We start from the raw sequence: 17,608 nt of genomic DNA on the forward strand, positions 1-17,608 counted from the left end.
AGCGGGACCTCGGCGCGATGGCCCAGGTCCCGCTCTTGCTCTTGCTCTTGTCTTTCGAACGTTCCTTACGGTCAGAACACGTCACACCCGGTCAGACAGGTCAGACGCCCCAGTCCGGACGGAGGGGCATGTGCGAGGCGCCCTTCTCGTCCAGCTTGACGCCGAGCGTCTGGTGGAGCTGGATCCAGTTCTGCTCGAAGCCGAGGACGCAGCCGGCCATGTAGACCTTCCACACCCGGGCGATGCCGTCCCCGACCTCCTCGACCGCCTCTTCCCAGTGGTCGTCGAGGTTGCGGCACCAGCCGGTCAGCGTGCGGGCATAGTGCTCGCGCAGGTTCTCCTGGTGCCGGATCTCGAAGCCGGCGTCGTTCATCTGCTGCTGAACGTAGCCGGGGCCCTCGAGCTCGCCGTCCGGGAACACGTACCGGTTGATGAAGCCGTCCTGCTTCATCGACGGCGCGAGGTTGTCCGGGCGGGTGATCGTGTGGTTCAGCATCCGGCCGTACGGCTTCAGCTTCCCGTTGAGGAAGGCGAAGTAGGACGGCAGGTTGGCCTTGCCGATGTGCTCGGTGAGCCCGATCGAGCTGATCGCGTCGAAGCCGGTCTCGGTGACGTCCCGGTAGTCCATGTGCCGGACCTCGGCGAGGTCGGTCAGGCCCCGGTCGGCGATGGCCTTCTGCGCCCACTCGGCCTGCTGCTTGGACAGCGTGACCCCGAGGGCCTTCACGCCGTACTCCTTGGCGGCGTGCATGACCATGCCGCCCCAGCCGCAGCCCACGTCCAGAAGCCGCATCCCCGGCTTGAGGCCGATCTTCTTGGCCACCAGGTCGTGCTTGTGGAACTGCGCCTCCTCGAGGGTGGAGTGCTCCTCGGGGTAACAGGCGCAGGTGTAGGCCATGGACGGGCCGAGCACCCACTCGTAGAAGGTGTTGGAAACGTCGTAGTGGTGGGAGATGGCCTTGGCGTCGCGCTTTTTGGAGTGCCGCAGAAACGTCGAGACGCGCGTGACGGGCGCCTCCTGCGGCGGCGGGTCCAGGCGGCGGGTGACCGCGGCGCGCAGCAGCGGGTCGCCCAGCACCGAGCCGACGATCTTGAGCTTGTCGGCCGGCTTCACCTCGCCCATCACCTGCTGCATCGTCTTCAGCGCGGTGTACATGTCGCCGCTGACGTCGATCATGCCGGCGACGTACGCCCGGGCCAGCCCGAGCGCGCCCGGCGAGTGCACCAGGTAGGACACCGCGTACGGCGACCGGACGTCGAAGCGGATGCCGGCGCCGGGAACCCCCGCCCGCGACCCGTCATAGGCCGTGAACTCCACTGGCGCCCCGGCCCCCGCGAGCCGCTCGAAGACTCTGGCCAGTGACATGTTGATCCCTCCTGTCTCTCAGCCCCCGCAGGGGGCCCATGGGGTCACCGTCGGCCCCACCCGGAGCCCTTGCGGGCCCACTCGGGGCCCTCCCCCCGATAGCGGACGCTGGTCAGCGTCCGCCGACGCATTTGTCGTAGAGGTCCAGGAGCCGCTTGGCGGGGTCATAGGCGTCCTTCAGCCGCCGATAGGTTTCCCCGTCGTAGTGGCGCCAGAACTCTTCCCGGCTATAAAAAGAAGTCGAATAGAGGGACTTGTGCCCGTCAAGGGCCGCGACCTTACGTTCGATCAAACGATTGTGATACTCGGGGATCTGGCCCATCGGGATGCGGACCGTCCCCCAGAACCCCACGTTCACGTACGTGCGGCCAGGCTCCAGCGGGTAGAGGGGCCAGTTCTCCTTGGCCCGCAGCGGGCAGAGCCAGATCGGGCTCATACCCACCTTGTCGTGGAAGAACTCCAGGAACTCCGGCAGCCGCTCGACCGGCACCTCGATGTCCTGGATGACGTCCTCGCGCGGCCGCAGCCCCCGCCACCGCTCCACCCGGGCGATGATCTGGAACCGCCGGTCGTAGGCGACCATCTTGCGGTAGACGTCCGAGCGCTTGGCCTTGTCCGGCCACAGCCGCCGCACGGTCGGGTTCTGGACGCCGAACGCGCCCGAGCACCAGAACCAGTCGGTGTCCCAGCGCCAGATGTAGTCCCGCACGGTCAGGAAGTCGACCGACCGCCGCTGGATCGACTTGTAGTAGATCTCCTGGCCGGTGTAGTCGGAGGTGTAGGGGGCCTCGTCGGTGAAGAAGCCCAGCGTGATGTACTGCTCGTTCCCCGAGAAGACCGTGCCGTCCATGAAGTCGACGGTCTCGCCGTCGTAGGTCCCGCGTTCGGTGATCTCGGCCAGGGTCCGCGCGCACTCCCCCGCGTCGTCGAAGCGCAGGTGCCGGACGCGGACGTACGGCTTGACCTCGATCAGCTGGATCTTGAGCCGCAGCGAGTAGCCGAGCGTCCCGTAGGAGTTCGGGAAGCCGAAGAACAGGTCCTTGTGCTCGTTGTCGGGCGTGGCGGTGACGATCTGGCCGTCTCCGGTCAGCACCTCCATCTCCAGCACCGCCTCGTGGGGCAGTCCAAGCCGGAACGAGGTGGACTCGATGCCGAGCCCGGTCACCGCGCCGCCGAGCGTGATGGTCTTCAGCTGCGGCACGACGGACGGCATCAGGCCGTGGGGAAGGGTCGCGTCGACCAGGTCCTCGTAGGTCGTCATCCCCTGGACCTGCGCGGTCCTGGTCTCGGGATCGACGCTCAGGACCTTGTCGAACCCGGAAACGTCCAGGCCAGGCGCCTCGGACGGGTCGCGCCACCGGAACAGGTTGGAGGTCTTCTTCGCCAGCCGCACCGGCGTCCCCTGCGGAATCGCCTCGTACGACCGCCGCAACGCCTCGACCGCCCGCTGATGATCGCCCTTGACCAGAAGCTCCGTCATGCACCCCTCCCGCGCTAAGTAAACCGATCATCCCATGTATCTGCCACATAACTGGGACGAGAGGGTCATCACAGGGAGGGAGGGGAATATCCCGGACCTAGGACACCGGGAGCCTCAGAGGCCTCCAGAAACCTCCACAGAGGCGGTTTGCAGGCGGCCAAAGGTGGTCTGAAGACGGCCGGAGACGGCCGGGGCCCGTCAGCGGCGGTTTGAAGGCCTTCAGAGACAGCTGGAGCCCATCCGCAGATCCCAGGGGCCGGGGATCAGGTCACTTGATCAGGCGGAGGATGAACGGGTAGCGGAACGACCCGCCCGCCAGCGCCACGATGGCCGCCACGGCCGCGACGATCCAGGTCACCGCGTACAGGAAGCCCAGCAGCCCGAACGTCACGATCACCGCCAGCAGCACGGTCAGCTGGAAGTTGACCGCCTCCGCCGCGTGCCTGCGGATGTACGCCGAGCTGCGCCCCTTCCAGAGCATCAGCACCAGCGGCCCCACGAAGACCGTCGGGTAGCCGATCGCGTGCGCGACCGCCGCCCAGACCCGTTCCTCCCCCGTCGGCGCCGCGCCCGTCCACGGACCGTCCCCCACCCCTGTCCAGGGGGCCGGGTTGCCGCCCTTGCGCTTGCCCTCGTACTGAACGGGCTGCAGGTCGAAGAGCACCTTGGAGAGGTCGCCGCGCGTCTTGGCCGTCATGGCCAAGTGCATGCGCATGTCGAACTCGTCATGGTCCAGCCGGCCCTCGGAATAGGCCACCTGAAGCCGTTCGATCACCGGCTCCCGCTCGGCGTCGGAAACGCGCAGATCCCCCGCTGCATGAATGTCCATGCCTCAATCGTGAAGCGGCCGCCGACCACCCACCATCAGGGAAGCCCCTGACTCACCCCTGAGATGAGCACCCCACACGGATGAGCGCCCCACACGGATGAGCACCCCGGACGCGGATGAGCAGCCTGGGGGTCTGGGCGCGGCGTGTGGGGTCAGCGCTTGGTGTACTTCTTGCCCGGGGTGAGCGGGTGGCCGAAGAGCTGGGAGACCGTCACGAAGACGTACCCCTTGGCCGCCAGGCGCTTGAGGATGTTGGGCACCGCCGCGACCGTCGTCGGGTGGATGTCGTGCATCAAGATGATGTAGCCGCGCCGCGCGCCGCCGACCACCCGGCGTTCCACCAGCTTGGAGTTGCGGTCGCGCCAGTCCTTCGGGTCGACCGCCCACAGGATCTGCGCGAGCTTCATCTTGCGGGTGATCGACGCGACGGTCGAGTCGGTCGCACCGCCCGGTGGCCGCATCAGGACGGGCGTGATCCCGGCGGCCTTGTGGATCGCCGACTGCGTCTTGGACAGCTCAGAGCGCACCTTGCTCGCCGAGGCCCGCGCCAGGTCGGCGTGCGTGTAACTGTGGTTGCCGATCTCGTGCCCGGCCGCCAGCTCCTGCCGTACGAGCGAGGGGTGCGCCCTCACGTTCTGCCCGATCAGGAAGAACGTGGCCTTCACCTTGCGCTTGGCCAGGATCTTCAGCAGCTTGGACGTGCTGCTCATCGGCCCGTCGTCGAAGGTCAGCGCGATGCACTTCTGCTTCTTGCAGTCGACCTTGCCGCTGGCCGCCGCCGTCCCAGGGACCGCCTGATCCGTCGGAGCCGCCTGGTCCGTCGGAGCCGCCTGGTCGGCCGGGGCCGCCTGGTCGGCCGGGGGCGCTGGGTTCGCCGCGGGCGCGCTGACGACGGCGAGCGCCTCGTTCGGCCCGGCCTTCGGCAGCGCGGTCGCCGCGGTCGTCGTCGCGGTGGCGGGCGTGAGCGTGCTCAGCCATCCTGAGGCCGCCAGGGCGACCGTAAGAGCAGTCCAACGCCTGTACCGACCGCGCATGAAGGTTCCCTCCGGCTAGATCCCGTCGGTCGGCAGTGTATGAGCATGGACCATCAAAAGGGAGCGCAAAACACGCCCGAGTCGGAACCTTTCCGGACACGCCTCCTGGCCTCTGGACGCGGCCTTCGCCCGGTGTCGGGAACCTAGATCTACCGGACGATCGTTATTGTCTTACTCGCCAAGTGCCCCGGAACGGTTCCAGGGCGGCAGCAGAGGACGGATCAGGCGATGAGGTTCCGGGACCGGTTCGGGATCCGCAGGCACCGTGGCACGACGGTCACCAAGCTCGACCGCGAGGCCACCGATTCCGACATCGAGGCGCTGATCGCGTTCGCGCGCAGCAAGCAGGGTGTCGAGTTCTTCGTGGAGCCGGAGACCTTCGCCACCGACACGACCGCCGTGGCCGTCGCGTTCGACGGCGAATGGACCCGTCGCCGGGTCGGCTCGCCCAAGGTCATCGGCAAGGTGGCCCGCGACCTCGGCCTGCCCATCTACGACGTCCAGATCGTCGGCTACCCACCCCGCATGCGCGCCTGGAACGAGCGCAACCGCGACCGCCGCATAGACCCCGGCTCCCCCGGCGAGGCAGTGTCTTCCTAGCCCTGACTGTCTTCTGAGCCCTGGGAGAAGAGCTGCTCCAGCTGGGCCGTCAGCAGGTCGGCGAGCACTTCTGGATCGGCGTCGGCGAGCGCGCCTAGGCCGTACATCTGCCGCATGACCTGGAAGCCGACGACCGTGGACAGGACCAGGGCGGCGCGTTCGGGGGCGTGCGGACCGTCCATGACCTCGGCCACCTGCCGGTGGTGATGCCGTTCGATCTGCTCCCGGGCGGTACGGGTCGCCACCGGGTTGGACAGTGCCCGCAGCAGGATCAGCAGCCCTTCCGGGGCCGGATCGCCGTACCCGGTCCGCCGCACCAACGCCTCGGCGAGGGCCCGCGGCACGTCCTTGCGTTCGATGAGTTCGGGGCGCAGCACCTCGGGTGAGTTCATGGCGCCGACCACGACCTCCAGGAACAGCTGCTCCTTGGACCCGAAGTAGCGGTTCACCAGCATCGCGGTGACCCCTGCCCCCGCCGCGATCTCGCGTACGCCGACGCCGTCGTACCCCCGGCGGGCGAACGCGTCGCGCGCCGAGTCCAGGATCGCCTGCCGCGTGGCAGCGGCGTCCCGCCGCCGCGACCGCACCTCTTCGTCAGCCACGAGCCCCCTTCCACGACCACCCGCACTCTATGTATACACTCGTAGACAAACAAGTCTACAGTCGTAGACAACTCGTGCAGGGGGCAGACATGTCCAATGAACTCGTGCTGGTGACCGGCGGCACCGGCTATGTGGCGAGCCGATGCGTGGCCGAGCTGCTCCGCCGCGGCTACGACGTGCGCACGACGGTCCGTACGGCCGCCAAGGAGCAGGCCGTCCGGGACGCGGTGGCGACCGAGATGGGCTCCGCGGCGACGGAGGCAGACCCAGCGGCGACCGAGGCTGACCCAGCGGCGACCGAGGCTGACACGCTGGTGACCAAGGCCGACGCTGGGGTGACCGAGGCCGGCGCTGGGGCGGCCGAGGCCGACGCCGGGGCGACCGAGACGGCCTCTGTGGCGGCCGAGACGGCTTCCGGCGACCGGCTCTCGTTCGCCCATGCCGATCTGACCCGCGACGAGGGCTGGAAGGCGGCGATGGACGGCGTGGATTTCGTTCTCCACGTAGCCTCCCCGCTCGGCCTCAGCGGCGCCGGCCCGCAGGCGCTGATCGACACCGCGCGCGGCGGGACGCTCCGCGTGCTCCAGGCCGCCGCGGACTCCGGCGTACGGCGCGTGGTGATGACCTCCGCCGCCAACACCGCGAGCCCGTCCTCGTACGCCGAAGACGGCATCACCGACGAGACGCTCTGGACCGACCCCGACGACCCGACGCTCATCCCGTACCGCCGTTCCAAGACCGTGGCCGAACGCGCCGCCTGGGACTTCGCCGCGGCCCACCCCACCGGCCCGGAGCTCACCACGGTCCTGCCCGGCGCCGTGTTCGGCCCGATCATGTCCACCACCACGCTCGGCTCGGTCGGCATCATCGCCGCGATGCTGAACGGCCAGATGCCCGGCATCCCCCGCGTCGGCCTGGAGGTGGTGGACGTACGGGACCTGGCCGACGCCCACATCCTCGCGATGACCACCCCCGAGGCCGCGGGCGAACGCTTCCTGGCCACCGGCGACTTCATGTGGATGGCCGACATCGCCCAGACCCTCCGCGACGGCCTGGGCGAAGCCGCCGCGAACGTCGCCACCCTCGAGCTCGACGACGAGATCGTTCGCCAGGCGGCCGAGCAGGACACCTCGCTGCAGGAGATCCTCCCCGGCCTGGGCCGCCGCAGCCGCCACAGCATCGACAAGGCCGGCCGGGTCCTGGGCTGGCACCCGCGCCCGGGCCGCGAAGCCGTCCTTGACTGCGCCCACAGCCTCATCGCCCACGGCGTCGCGTGATCACTGGTCGACGGCGGGCTTGAGCACGTCCTCGCACCACTGCCGGAACGAGGTGGGCGTGGTCGATTCGGCGGTACGGGCGACGGCGTTGTCCATGCCCTCGTTCTTGGCGTCGAACATCTCGACCATGCCCTGCGCCATCCCCTCGCTGAACCCGAAGCCCATGAGGCGTTCCTTCAGCGCCGCCCCCGGGACCTGCACGAACGTGACCTCCTTGCCCAGCACCTCGGAGATGATCTGCGCCATCTCCTTGGGCGACAGGTCCTCCGGCCCCAGGCAGGCGACCTCGCCCTGCCCCGACCACGAGTCGTCGAGCAGCAGCCGCGCCGCCGTGGAGGCGATGTCACGGGTGGCGACCGTCGGCACCTTCAGGTCCGGGTCGGCCATCAGGAAGAACTTGCCCTGCTCCTTGATGGACCCCACGTGGTTGAGCAGGTTGTGCATGAACGAGGGGCATACCACGGCCCGATAGGCCACGCCCGAATCGCCGATGAGGTCGTCCATGGCCAGCGAGGCGGTCACCAGCCCCGCCCGCTCGGCCTGCGCCGTACCGCGCCCCAGCGCCGAGATCCCCACGACCCGCTGGACCCCATGCCGCGCGAACGCCTGCGCCGCAGGCCGCGTGAAGTCGACGAAAGCGGCCTCCCCACTGGGCTCGGCCCCGTCGCCCGGCGCCAGCCAGAAAACAGCCTCCGCCCCCTCGAAGGCCCGCGCGATCACGACCGGATCCCCATGCGAGCCCTCCACGACCTCCGCCCGTTCCCGAACGTCCGGCGCCAACCGCGACGCGTCCCGCGTGATCAGCCGCAGCCGCGCCCCGTGCTCGAGCAGGTCGTCCACGAGCAGGCGGCCGATGGTGCTGGTAGGTGCGGTAATGACGATCATCAGAGTCTCCTTCTCCGTCAGGCAGCCGACCGGCCGCCACTCACCAAGCTAGACGCAACGTTGCGTCTTGTCTAGCGCAGCCGCAACGCCGCGTCGCGCTAAGCTGTGCGCCAACGCTCAGACCTGGGAGAACGACTTGGCCACCGACGACGGAACCCGCGCCACCAAGGGCCGTGCACCCCACCGCCGCGACGAGAACGCGCGCCTGGCCGTCCTGCACGCCACCGACGACCTGCTCGTCGAACGCAGCTTCAACGGCCTCACCATCGAAGGCATCGCCGCCCGAGCCGGAGTCGCCAAACAGACGATCTACCGCTGGTGGCCGTCCAAGGTCGACATCCTCCTGGACACCCTGATCGAGGACGCAGGCCGCCAGCTGCCCGTCCCGGAAACAGCCTCCGCACTCGAAAACACCCGCCGCTACCTACGCGCCCTAGCCCGTTTCCTCACCAAGGACCCAGCCGGCATGGTCCTCCTGGCCCTCATCGGCGAGGCCCAACACGACCCCGCCATGGCCAAGACCTTCCACGAGCGCTACCTGGACCCCCAGCGCCAAACAGAACGAGAAATGCTCCAACGAGGCATCGACTCCGGCGAGTTCTCCCCCGCCCTAGACACAGAAGCCGCCCGAGACGCCCTAACCGGCCCCATCATCTACAGAGCCCTGACCGGCGCCAAAATCCCCCGCACCTTCATAGACACCCTCATCACCAACACCCTAGAAAAACACCTCGCCTAACCCCCTGAACCCAACACCCCGAGCCGCCACACAACGCAACAGCGCTCAGCTCATGCAGGCGCGCGATGCCACAGCCCCAGCGCGGACCGCACGGGTAAACGCAGCGCCCCACCCAACGGACCGCCGCGCTCCCCAAGCACGCCATGCGACAGCACGCCATAACCGATGCGCGGAACCACAGCGCCCAGCGCCCGGCGGCTGAGGCTGCGGCTGCGGCTGCGGCTGCGGCTGCGGCTGCGGCTGCGGCTGCGCCATGCAACCGCACGCGCCAGGCGGCCGCGCACGTTGCCGCGGTGCTTCACAACTGCACGCCACACGGCGTGAACGCGAGGCGAGCGCGCGAGGCGAGCGCGCGCTTCTGGCCAAGCGCGATGTCGCAGCCCAGGGGGCGGCGCATACAGATGAACGCAGTGGCCCACGCCCGACGGTCCAACGCGTTCCAAAGCGCCACCATGCGGGTGCGGCCGGTGCCAGTGCGTGCCTTGCAGCTACACGCGACGCGGTACGCGCCCCAGCAACAGCGCGCAGGGGCCCAGCGCACGCTGGGCAGTTGCCTGCGCTGGCGCCCACGATGCCGCAACAGGTGCCGCACCACATGAACCGGCAACGCACGGAGCCGCAGCGCGTCACACAACTGCACGCCACACGGGTGTAGGCGCTGCGACCACCCCTGGCGCAGTGCGCACAGGTGCACGCGACGGCCCGCGCCGGAAGGACCGCCGCGTTCCGAAGGCACGCTTGGCGAGTGCGCGCAATGCCGAAGCACCGCCACGCGACGCGGCTGCGCACATCGTCCAGCCGCGCAGGCCAGCGCGCTTGGCGGCCGCGCACAATGCCGCTGCGCGTGAGCCGCAGCGCCCGAGGCGGCAGCGCATGTGGAAGCGCGCCAGCCAGGCGTACGCGATGCGGGTGCGAGCTAGGCAGTTGCACGCACTGGCTGTAGTAACCCGCAGGTTTGTTGACACGGGTGATGGGTGGTTGGCCGTCTAGGGCGGTGTGGCTGCGTGCCCACACTGGTGCACGCGATGCGGCGGACCCGGCGCGGAAAGGTGAACGCGGCGGTCCGGGCTCACGGACCGCCGCGTTCTTAGGGCGCCATGTGGCTGCTGTACCGGGGGGGTGGGTCAGGCGGCTGGGGTTTCGCGGGGGAAGAAGGGGAGCTCTTCGCGGGGGAAGAAGGGGAGCTCTAGGTAGACGCGGTCGGCGGCGGCGAGGATCTTTGAGGCGTCGTCGACCGGGGGGTGGATGGCCTGGTTGATCTTCCTCTTGATCTCCTTGCCCTCGGCGCCGGAGGCCATGACTCGGCGGTCCCAGCCGCGGGTGAAGATGCCGCCGGCGCCGCCCAGGTCCAGGCAGGTGACGTACGGGCCGGGGGTGAAGTCGCGCAGCGGCTTGTGGAGGAGGTCGGCGGCCGCGTTGTAGCCGGCGACCTTGCCTAGAGGGCTGGCGTGCTGGCAGGCCTGCATGACCGTGTGCTTTTCATCGAACGCGGCTGCGGCGGCGTCTCCGGCGACGAAGACCTCAGGGAGGGCTCGCAGGTGTCGATCTACGGGCACTCGGTCTAGGTGGTCGAGGTCGTCGCTGATGTGGTGGGTTAGCTCGCTTGCCTTGAGGCCTACGGACCACACGACCGCGTCGGCGTCGACCTTGGTGCCGTCTGAGAGGACGGCGTAACCGTCGCCTACTTCGGTGACTGTCGTTTCTAGGCGGCGTTCGATGCCCAGGTTGTCCAGCGCTGCCTCGATCTCTTTGCGGGGACCTTGGCCCAGTTGGTGGCCGACCACCGGTGAACGGTCCACGAGAAGTACCTGACCTCGGGCGGCCAGTTCGGTGGCGGCTTCCAAGCCGACGAATCCGGCTCCCACTACGACGAGGGAGAGGTCGTCCCGCCCGCGTAGGTGGTCGGTTAGGCGCCGGGCGCCAGTGAGGGTGTCGATGTCGAAGAGGCGTTCAGCGCCGATCAGGTTGTGGGGGCGCACCAGCCTGCTGCCCGCGGCCAGTACTAGCCGGTCGTAGCTGATCTCTTCGTCGTTGGCGATCACCACGCTGCGGCTGGGATCGATCGTGCTCACTGAGGCCCGCAGATGGCGGACGTTGATCGGCTCCAGGATTCTGCGGAGTTCTACCTTGGCCAGGTCGGGTTCCGGCTCGTACAGGCGCGGTCGCAGCACCAGGTGCTCGTTCGGCGCGATCAGCGTGATGCGCAGGTCGGCGTCCCCGCGTACCAGCGCCGCCCCGGCCGCGGCCCACACGCCTGCGAAGCCGCCTCCAATGATCACAACGTGTGCCATGGTTCTTGTCCCTCTCAGCCGTTCTCGGGTTTCCGGCAGGGAGACAAGACGCGGGGATCAGATGTGACCGAGCTTCTCCGGATTGGCCAGCCGCCGGAACTCGGTGATCCGCCCGTTCGCGATCTCTACGGTGTCGAGCCAGACCAGTTCGCCGTTGTCGTAGGTCGCGAGCGCCGGCCAGCCGTTCACCTCGACGATCCGGAACGCGGTCGGGCGCCTGAGCTCGATCTGCCTGACCGCCAGGCGCGCGACCCGTTCCGCACCGAGCACCGGCCTGCGGGCGGCCGTCACCTTGCCGCCGCCGTCGGCGACGTAGACGGCTTCGGGGTGCAGGAGTTCGACGAGCTCGGCCATGTCGCCCGCGTCGGCGGCGGCCTTGAACGCCTTGAGCACGCGTTCGGTCTCGGTCTTCGAGGCCCGCGGTTGCTCTTTGACGTCAGCGATGCGGGCTCGTGCGCGCGAGGCGAGTTTCCGGCTGGCGACCGATGTGCTGCCGAGCACTTCGGCGATTCGGTCGAACGGGAAGTCGAAGACGTCGTGCAGGACGAGGGCGACGCGTTCAGCCGGGCTCAGGGCCTCCATGACCACCAGCATCGCGGTGCCCACGGACTCGTCCACGAGCACCTGCGCGGCAGCGTCGGGCCCGGTCAGCAGGGGTTCGGGAAGCCAGTGGCCGACGTAGGACTCGCGGCGGACGCGCGCCGATTTCAGCACGTTGTAGGAAGTACGGGCGGCGAGCGTCACCAGCCAAGCGCGTAGGTCCCGTACATCGGTGAGGTCGGCCGCGTTCGCGCGCAGCCAGACGTCCTGGGCGACATCCTCGGCTTCGGCCACGCTGCCGAGGATCCGGTAGGCCGCCCCGAAGACCGCAGGGCGATGCGCTTCCCAGTCGGCCTCTGCCAACGACCCGGCCGTTCCCATGTGCGGCTACCTCCGATCACCGAACGCCGCCGATTCTAAGCACGTAGCCGCAGCTCTGAACGCACCGCGCAGCTCCAGACCCGCAGCGCAGCCCTGAACCCGCAGCGCGGCCCTGAACCCGCAGCGCGGCCCTGAACCCGCAGCGCAGCCCTGAACCCGCAGCGCAGCCCTGAACCCGCAGCGCAGCCCTGAACCCGCAGCGCAGCCCTGAACCCGCAGCGCAGCCCTAAACCCGCAGCGCAGCCCTAAACCCGCAGCGCAGCCCTAAACCCGCAGCGCAGCCCTAAACGCGCAGCGCAGCCCTAAACGCGCAGCGCAGCCCTGAGCGCGCAGCCACAGCTCTGGGCTCGTGTCCCCAGCCGCAGCCACCGATGGCATCTCGGGGCAGGCAGGCAGCCAGCCCCTACCGCGTGTTGATCACCTGGCGGTCTACGCAGGACCTTCGGCTGGGCTCGAACGCGGCCGACTTCGCCTGATACTGAACGTCAGGCGGGCTGCCACAGCTCGATGCGATTGCCCTCAGGGTCTGTGACCCAGCCGAATCGACCGATGCCATCCATGTCCTGCGTCTCTTCGGCCACGTCCGCGCCCTTGGAACGCAGCTGCGCGAGCATCGCGTCCAGGTCGCGAACCCGGAAGTTGAGCATGGTCTGCTGGGTGTGGGACCCGAAGTAGTCGGTCTTGGGCTCGAACGTCGCGAACACCGTCGGCCCGGCCTCCTGAAGCCACAGGCCGTGCTCGTCGGCGTCCAAGCCCAGGCAGTCGCGATACCAGGCGTTCAAGGCCTCCGGGTCGGTGGCTCGCAGGAAGTAACCGCCGATGCCAAGCACACGTTCCATGCCTGCAATCCTGCCAGGTGACGAGCGGCGAGCAGGGTCAGGTCCGCTTCATCTCCCGAGCGTGATCCGCGAGGGAACTTGCCGCTGCATGGCGACGCGCACCGCATCGCGAACGCACGTGTGGGAGGCCGAACGCACGCGCCATGGCGAACGCGCACGGCATGGCGAACGCACCGCATCGCGAACGCACGTGTGGGAGGCCGAACGCACGCGCCATGGCGAACGCACGCGGCCCATGGCGAACGCGCACGGCATGGCGAACGCGCACGGCATGGCGGCGCGCACCGCATCGCGAACGCACCGCATGGCGAACGCACGCGGCAGCGGTCCCGGCTAGGTGGACGGGGCGTTCTGCCAGCGGGCGGCGTAATACATCAGCTTGTCGTCCTCGCTCACCAGGTGCATTCCCGCAGCGGCCATGACGTGCTGGGACGCGACGTTGTCACGGTCGGTGTCGCCCAGGACCGACGCGATGCCGCGCTCGCGGGCGAACTGGAGCAGTCCGCGAAGCGCCTCGGCGGCGTATCCCTTCCCTCGCGCCGATTCGACCAGGCCGTAGCCGATCGTGACGGCGTTGTCCTCGTTGGGCGTCCCGTGGAATCCGGCGCCGCCGATCGTTCGTCCGTCCGCCCGGACCCGAATCTCGTAGTCACCGAACGGCTGGGGATCACCGGCCGTGGCGCAGGCCTCCAGGTAACGCCGGACTCCTACCAGGTCCATCTCCGTGGGGTACTCGCCCCCTGGGGCGGGCCCGCGCTCCATCAGTTGCTCCGCCTCGGCCACGGACAACGGGTGCAGCAGAAGCCTCTCGGTCACCAGATCGTTCATGATCCAGAGGGTTATCAGGCGATACCCGACAAACGCACCTGAATTTCACCCTGCCTCGGTCACGTCCGTCAGCGGTCGAGAAGGCAGTCGACCAGGGCGTTGATGTACGCGGGCGAGAGCGACTCCATGCCGAAGAGAGTGCGGATGTACATCGGGGCCGGGATGTGGTCGAGGGTCTCCAAGCCGTCCGGCGGGCTTGCACCTCGTTCACGAGCACGGTCGAGCATGGCCTGGAGTTGGCCTCCTCGTTCCCCGGAAAGGCGTCGCGCGCTTGCACGCCGACCTCTCCGGCGTTGGACAAGGCCATCACCAGGCGCAGGACCGCCAGGCCGGCCTCCCCGCCGATGTCGCGGGCGAGACCCGCCACGTACGCGCGCAGATCCGATTCCAGGCTGCTGTTGTCGGGAATCGGGGACGTCGTGGCGAGGCAGGCAATCGCCACGCCCACGAGCAGCGCCTCCAGGTCGCCCAGCGGCGATAGATGCGGTTGTCCGCCACTCCCGCACGGGCGGCGACGTCGCCCACGGTGAAGCTTCCGTACCCCCGTTCTGCGATCAGTACAGTCACGGCCCGCTGCGCTGCCGCACGAACGCGGACACTCCGTCCACCGGGCCGCTTGGCACGCTGCCCTTTCACCCCTCTCGCCTTAAAGCAGCTAGCACTTGCGTTTAGCTCGCTCGAGGTTCTACAGTCCTAACGCAGCCATCAAATGCTTTAGCAGGAGGACGCCATGCCCACCGTGATCGACCAGATCGACCGCGCCCTAGACATGACCGACGCGATCGTCAAAGGCATCACCCAGTTCGAGGCCCCCAGCCTCTGCCCCGGTTGGGACGTCCGTGCCGAGCTCAATCACCTGGTGGGCGGCATGCGGATCTTCGCCGCGGAGCTCACCGGCACCGATGCCGGTGCCCGTCACGAGGACGACTGGCTCTTTGACGACCCTTACGGCGCGTTCACCACCGCCGCCGACCTGGACCGTGCGGCCTGGCACCTCCCCGCTGCTCTCGACACCACCGTCCGCCTGGGATTCGGTGCCGTCCCCGGACATATGGCTGCGCTCATCCACCTCACCGAGGTGCTTGTCCACGGCGCCGACCTTGCGGTCGTCACCGGCCAGGAAGACCTCATCGATCAGGAAGCCTGCGAGCAGTTCCTCAACACCCTGCGCGGCATGGACTTCACTCCGTTCCGCCAGCCCGGCATGTTCGGCCCCGAAGCCCCCGCACCCGCACCCGCCACTCCCCACCAGCAACTCTTGGCCTTCCTAGGCCGAACCCTCCCCCAGCCCAGCCAGCCCACGGCCTAAGTCCCCACCACCGTTCCGCACCCAACGGCTCGCCCTCCATCGCGTTCACCGCCACGGCCGGCAGACGCGAACGGCTGGAGGCGCCCGCCACCAACCGACAGCCGGACCGCGGTCGGGGTGCCGAACGGCTTGCCGACACGGATAGCGACCTGGTCGAGGCAGCCGCCCCAACACGGAGACCGCGTGCCTTCGTGCTGCGTGCTGCGTGCCTTCGTGCTGCGTGCTGCGTGCCTTCGTGCTGCGTGCTGCGTGCTGCGTGCCTTCGTGCTGCGTGCTGCGTGCTGCGTGCTGCGTGCTGCGTGCCTTCGTGCTGCGTGCTGCGTGCTGCGTGCTGCGTGCTGCCCCAGCATCGACTAGCCGCGTCCTGGCCAGCGCGGTGCGGCCGCCTTAGTTCGTGCGTTCGGCAGAGCTGGACCAGCGGAGTTAGACCCCGAGCCAGTCTGCGTCCGCCATCCCGCAGGTGAGGGCGCCCTGCTCGAAGGCTTTCGCGAGTTCTCGCAGGATGTTCCAGGGGTCGCGGTCGGGGAGTTTGTGGATCTCGGTCAGACCGGCCAGCAGCGCGACCTGACCACTGGTGCGGACCAGGTCAAGCCATGCCTCGCTGACCCGGATGCCGACGTCGTTCACGACGGTTGTGGGGCCGAGCGGTGAGTACAGCCCCGAGCGGACTGTGACCCTGGTCTGTCCGGCCTGGTCTCCGGGCATGAACGAGGCCCGCCAGCCGCTCGCGTCGGGCGGCCGGTGCTGCAGGTCGGTGATCGACAAGATCAGGTGCAGCCCCGCCTCCAGCCAGTCGGCGATATGCGCGCTGGACTGGAAGTCGCTGGTCCGAGCCCGGAAGTACGGAGCGATCACCAGGCTGGCGAAGTCGACGTCGCCCATCACCATCGGCAGGACGTGAACCTTCTCCAGTTGCGCCCGCACCGACAGGTCATCGCTGTGCACGAGCGCGGAGCCGGCGCACTCGACGTGGGCGAACATCACGTTCGTCACGCCCGGGTACTTGTACACGATCACATTGGCCGGTTCACGATCCAGATCGACCGGCCGCCCGCAGCTGTCGCATTCCTCGGTCCCCTGGTCAGGGCCCTCGCGTAGCTGCCGCAGGTAGATGGGATCCAAGGCCGTGGCGGCCTCGACGCTGATCCGGATGTCCCGCATCACCAGTCCTGGCCGTCACGCTCGAAGCCGAAGCTCTCCGCCATGTGACGAACCGTACGGCGCCATTCCAGCGGCACGCCAGAGCGCCGAGCGACACTCTGCCGGACCGTCGCCGTGGTGCTCTAGCCAGAGAGACGTGGTCGGGGCAAAGGATCTTGATCCACCCCCGCCAGCTCTCGCTGCCCGGCTCGCCGCAGACCTCGCGAATGCGTCGTGACTCGTTCCGGGAAGCGTGCAGGATCGCACTGATCCGATCACCGACCTCACGTGAGACGCCCAGCTCACCAGTGACAGGGCCGAAGTACACTCCCAAGTTGACGCCGAGCATGCCGTACTTCTCTCTACCCGAGCGCCAGCAGCAGCGCCAGCCGTTGGCACGCGACCGCCGGGGCTACGGGCGGGCGCAGGTGAAGACCACGCCGAGGTGGTCCCCGCCCACGCTCACGCCTCCCATGTGCCGGAACAGGACCGCCCTAGCCGCATGCGTGCCGTCCCTAGTCGCGTTCCGTACGAGATGAGCTACGTGCCCGTGCGCAGGTGCCTCGACCAGCGGCTAACTGGGGCGCCCTTGGAGTGAGCTTTGGCTGGCTGGAGCCCTGACTGAGCGCGCCCCCAACTGGATGCGTCGTGGCTGCGCGCGGCCATGGCCGCGCGCAGCCACGACTGAGGTACCGGCCTGGCTGGGCAGCTCAGGTTGGGCAGCCCGGTGGCTGGACGCGACCATCACTGGACGCAGTCGCAGCCAGACCCGGCCCCGGCGGCGGGCGGCCCCGGCTGGCGACCGTGACGAGACACGACCATCACCGGGCACAGCCGCAGCTAGCACGACCCCGGATGCGGGCGACCGCTGGGCGGCCCCGGCTGGCGACCGGGACCAGACGCGACCATCACTGGGCACAGTCGCAAATAGGCACGACCCCGGCCGCAGGCGGCCCCGACTGGCAGCCATGACCAGGCGCGACCATGACCGGGCGCAGCCGCAGCCAGGCAAAGCCCCGGCTATAGGCGGCCCCGGCTGGCGACCGTGACCAGGCACAACCATCACTGGACGCAGTCGCAGCCAGACCCGGCCCCGGCGGCGGGCGGCCCCGGCTGGCGACCGTGACCAGGCACCACCATCACTGGACGCAGTCACAGCTAGGCACGACCCGGCCATAGGCGACCCCGACCGCGCGACCCCGGCTGGCGACCATGACCAGGCACCACCATCACCGGGCACAGCCGCAGCTAGGCACGACCCGGATATGGGCGACCCGACCGGGCGGCCCGGGATGGCGGCCGTGACGAGACGCGACCATTACTGGGCACAGTCACAGCCAGGCCCGGCCCCGGCTGGGCAGCTCAGGCTGGCGGCCCTGACTAGGCGCGACCGGGACTGGGCGGAGTCGCAACTGGGTGCGGTCGGGGCTGGCTGGGGCGGTCGCGGGTGGGGTGGGGCGGGGGTGGG

19 protein-coding genes are annotated in these 17,608 nt (G+C 69.0%); 6 read left to right on the forward strand and 13 right to left on the reverse strand.

Going from position 1 to position 17,608, the window contains the following annotated elements; all coding sequences use genetic code 11:
- Nucleotides 1-100: 100 nt before the first annotated feature.
- The 4 genes from J4573_RS52690 to J4573_RS52705 all read right to left on the reverse strand — a co-directional run bounded on the left by J4573_RS52690 (nucleotide 101) and on the right by J4573_RS52705 (nucleotide 4,709).
- On the reverse strand, nucleotides 101-1,366 hold the full coding sequence (locus tag J4573_RS52690) for a class I SAM-dependent methyltransferase (protein ID WP_208264058.1): 1,266 nt from the start codon (nucleotides 1,364-1,366) through the stop codon (nucleotides 101-103).
- Nucleotides 1,367-1,478: 112 nt separating this feature from the next.
- Nucleotides 1,479-2,846, reverse strand: coding sequence for an FAD-binding oxidoreductase (locus J4573_RS52695; RefSeq protein WP_208264059.1), 1,368 nt, complete (start codon nucleotides 2,844-2,846; stop codon nucleotides 1,479-1,481).
- Nucleotides 2,847-3,114: 268 nt separating this feature from the next.
- Nucleotides 3,115-3,675, reverse strand: coding sequence for a DUF1707 and DUF4870 domain-containing protein (locus J4573_RS52700; protein ID WP_208264060.1), 561 nt, complete (start codon nucleotides 3,673-3,675; stop codon nucleotides 3,115-3,117).
- Between the two features lie 152 nt (nucleotides 3,676-3,827).
- Complete coding sequence (locus J4573_RS52705; protein WP_208264061.1) at nucleotides 3,828-4,709, reverse strand: polysaccharide deacetylase family protein; 882 nt, start codon at nucleotides 4,707-4,709, stop codon at nucleotides 3,828-3,830.
- Between the two features lie 228 nt (nucleotides 4,710-4,937).
- On the opposite strand from J4573_RS52705, the gene J4573_RS52710 reads away from it, so the two are divergent.
- Nucleotides 4,938-5,309: a hypothetical protein gene (locus J4573_RS52710; RefSeq protein WP_208264062.1), complete on the forward strand. Its 372-nt coding sequence runs from the start codon at nucleotides 4,938-4,940 to the stop codon at nucleotides 5,307-5,309.
- Here J4573_RS52710 and J4573_RS52715 read toward each other — a convergent pair.
- Complete coding sequence (locus J4573_RS52715; RefSeq protein WP_208264063.1) at nucleotides 5,306-5,911, reverse strand: TetR/AcrR family transcriptional regulator; 606 nt, start codon at nucleotides 5,909-5,911, stop codon at nucleotides 5,306-5,308. The two genes, J4573_RS52710 and J4573_RS52715, sit on opposite strands and share 4 nt — an antisense overlap.
- 89 nt (nucleotides 5,912-6,000) lie before the next feature.
- On the opposite strand from J4573_RS52715, the gene J4573_RS52720 reads away from it, so the two are divergent.
- The gene (locus J4573_RS52720) at nucleotides 6,001-7,188 is read left to right on the forward strand and encodes an NAD-dependent epimerase/dehydratase family protein (RefSeq protein WP_208264064.1); all 1,188 of its coding nucleotides are present in this window, start codon (nucleotides 6,001-6,003) and stop codon (nucleotides 7,186-7,188) included.
- On the opposite strand, the gene J4573_RS52725 is transcribed toward J4573_RS52720, so the two are convergent.
- Nucleotides 7,189-8,073 (reverse strand): NmrA family NAD(P)-binding protein, encoded by an 885-nt coding sequence (locus tag J4573_RS52725; RefSeq protein WP_208264065.1) that lies wholly within the window; start codon nucleotides 8,071-8,073, stop codon nucleotides 7,189-7,191.
- Nucleotides 8,074-8,209: 136 nt separating this feature from the next.
- Here J4573_RS52725 and J4573_RS52730 point away from each other — a divergent pair, with 136 nt between their 5' ends.
- Together J4573_RS52730 and J4573_RS52735 are read left to right on the forward strand one after the other, a co-directional pair.
- Nucleotides 8,210-8,812, forward strand: a complete 603-nt coding sequence (locus J4573_RS52730; protein ID WP_208264066.1) for a TetR/AcrR family transcriptional regulator — start codon at nucleotides 8,210-8,212, stop codon at nucleotides 8,810-8,812.
- A gap of 165 nt (nucleotides 8,813-8,977) precedes the next feature.
- Entirely contained in the window at nucleotides 8,978-9,136 is a 159-nt protein-coding gene (locus J4573_RS52735; protein WP_208264067.1) for a hypothetical protein, read from the forward strand.
- Nucleotides 9,137-9,936: 800 nt separating this feature from the next.
- Here the strand turns inward: J4573_RS52735 and J4573_RS52740 are convergent.
- The 3 genes from J4573_RS52740 to J4573_RS52750 all read right to left on the reverse strand — a co-directional run bounded on the left by J4573_RS52740 (nucleotide 9,937) and on the right by J4573_RS52750 (nucleotide 12,863).
- Nucleotides 9,937-11,103, reverse strand: coding sequence for an NAD(P)/FAD-dependent oxidoreductase (locus J4573_RS52740; RefSeq protein WP_208264068.1), 1,167 nt, complete (start codon nucleotides 11,101-11,103; stop codon nucleotides 9,937-9,939).
- Between the two features lie 57 nt (nucleotides 11,104-11,160).
- Nucleotides 11,161-12,024 (reverse strand): RNA polymerase sigma factor SigJ, encoded by an 864-nt coding sequence (gene sigJ / locus J4573_RS52745; protein WP_208264069.1) that lies wholly within the window; start codon nucleotides 12,022-12,024, stop codon nucleotides 11,161-11,163.
- Nucleotides 12,025-12,509: 485 nt separating this feature from the next.
- Entirely contained in the window at nucleotides 12,510-12,863 is a 354-nt protein-coding gene (locus tag J4573_RS52750) for a VOC family protein (protein WP_208264070.1), read from the reverse strand.
- Nucleotides 12,864-12,951: 88 nt separating this feature from the next.
- Here J4573_RS52750 and J4573_RS52755 point away from each other — a divergent pair, with 88 nt between their 5' ends.
- Complete coding sequence (locus J4573_RS52755; RefSeq protein WP_208264071.1) at nucleotides 12,952-13,200, forward strand: hypothetical protein; 249 nt, start codon at nucleotides 12,952-12,954, stop codon at nucleotides 13,198-13,200.
- On the opposite strand, the gene J4573_RS52760 is transcribed toward J4573_RS52755, so the two are convergent.
- From J4573_RS52760 to J4573_RS56890, 3 genes are all read right to left on the reverse strand, one after another.
- Nucleotides 13,197-13,691 carry a GNAT family N-acetyltransferase gene (locus J4573_RS52760; protein ID WP_208264072.1) on the reverse strand — a complete coding sequence of 165 codons (495 nt, stop codon included), beginning with the start codon at nucleotides 13,689-13,691 and terminating at the stop codon, nucleotides 13,197-13,199. The two genes, J4573_RS52755 and J4573_RS52760, sit on opposite strands and share 4 nt — an antisense overlap.
- A gap of 68 nt (nucleotides 13,692-13,759) precedes the next feature.
- Nucleotides 13,760-14,077, reverse strand: coding sequence for a TetR-like C-terminal domain-containing protein (locus J4573_RS55860; RefSeq protein ID WP_372443059.1), 318 nt, complete (start codon nucleotides 14,075-14,077; stop codon nucleotides 13,760-13,762).
- Entirely contained in the window at nucleotides 13,998-14,327 is a 330-nt protein-coding gene (locus J4573_RS56890) for a helix-turn-helix domain-containing protein (RefSeq protein WP_372443058.1), read from the reverse strand. Before J4573_RS56890 ends, J4573_RS55860 begins: the two co-directional genes overlap by 80 nt.
- A 103-nt stretch (nucleotides 14,328-14,430) precedes the next feature.
- Here J4573_RS56890 and J4573_RS52775 point away from each other — a divergent pair, with 103 nt between their 5' ends.
- Complete coding sequence (locus tag J4573_RS52775) at nucleotides 14,431-15,000, forward strand: TIGR03086 family metal-binding protein (protein ID WP_208264074.1); 570 nt, start codon at nucleotides 14,431-14,433, stop codon at nucleotides 14,998-15,000.
- A 423-nt stretch (nucleotides 15,001-15,423) separates the two neighbouring features.
- Here J4573_RS52775 and J4573_RS52780 read toward each other — a convergent pair whose 3' ends face one another.
- Nucleotides 15,424-16,161 (reverse strand): hypothetical protein, encoded by a 738-nt coding sequence (locus J4573_RS52780; protein ID WP_208264075.1) that lies wholly within the window; start codon nucleotides 16,159-16,161, stop codon nucleotides 15,424-15,426.
- Nucleotides 16,162-17,608 lie beyond the last annotated feature (1,447 nt).

It is taken from the genome of Actinomadura barringtoniae, from assembly GCF_017573505.1.
GTDB classification, from domain to species: Bacteria; Actinomycetota; Actinomycetes; order Streptosporangiales; family Streptosporangiaceae; genus Spirillospora; species Spirillospora barringtoniae.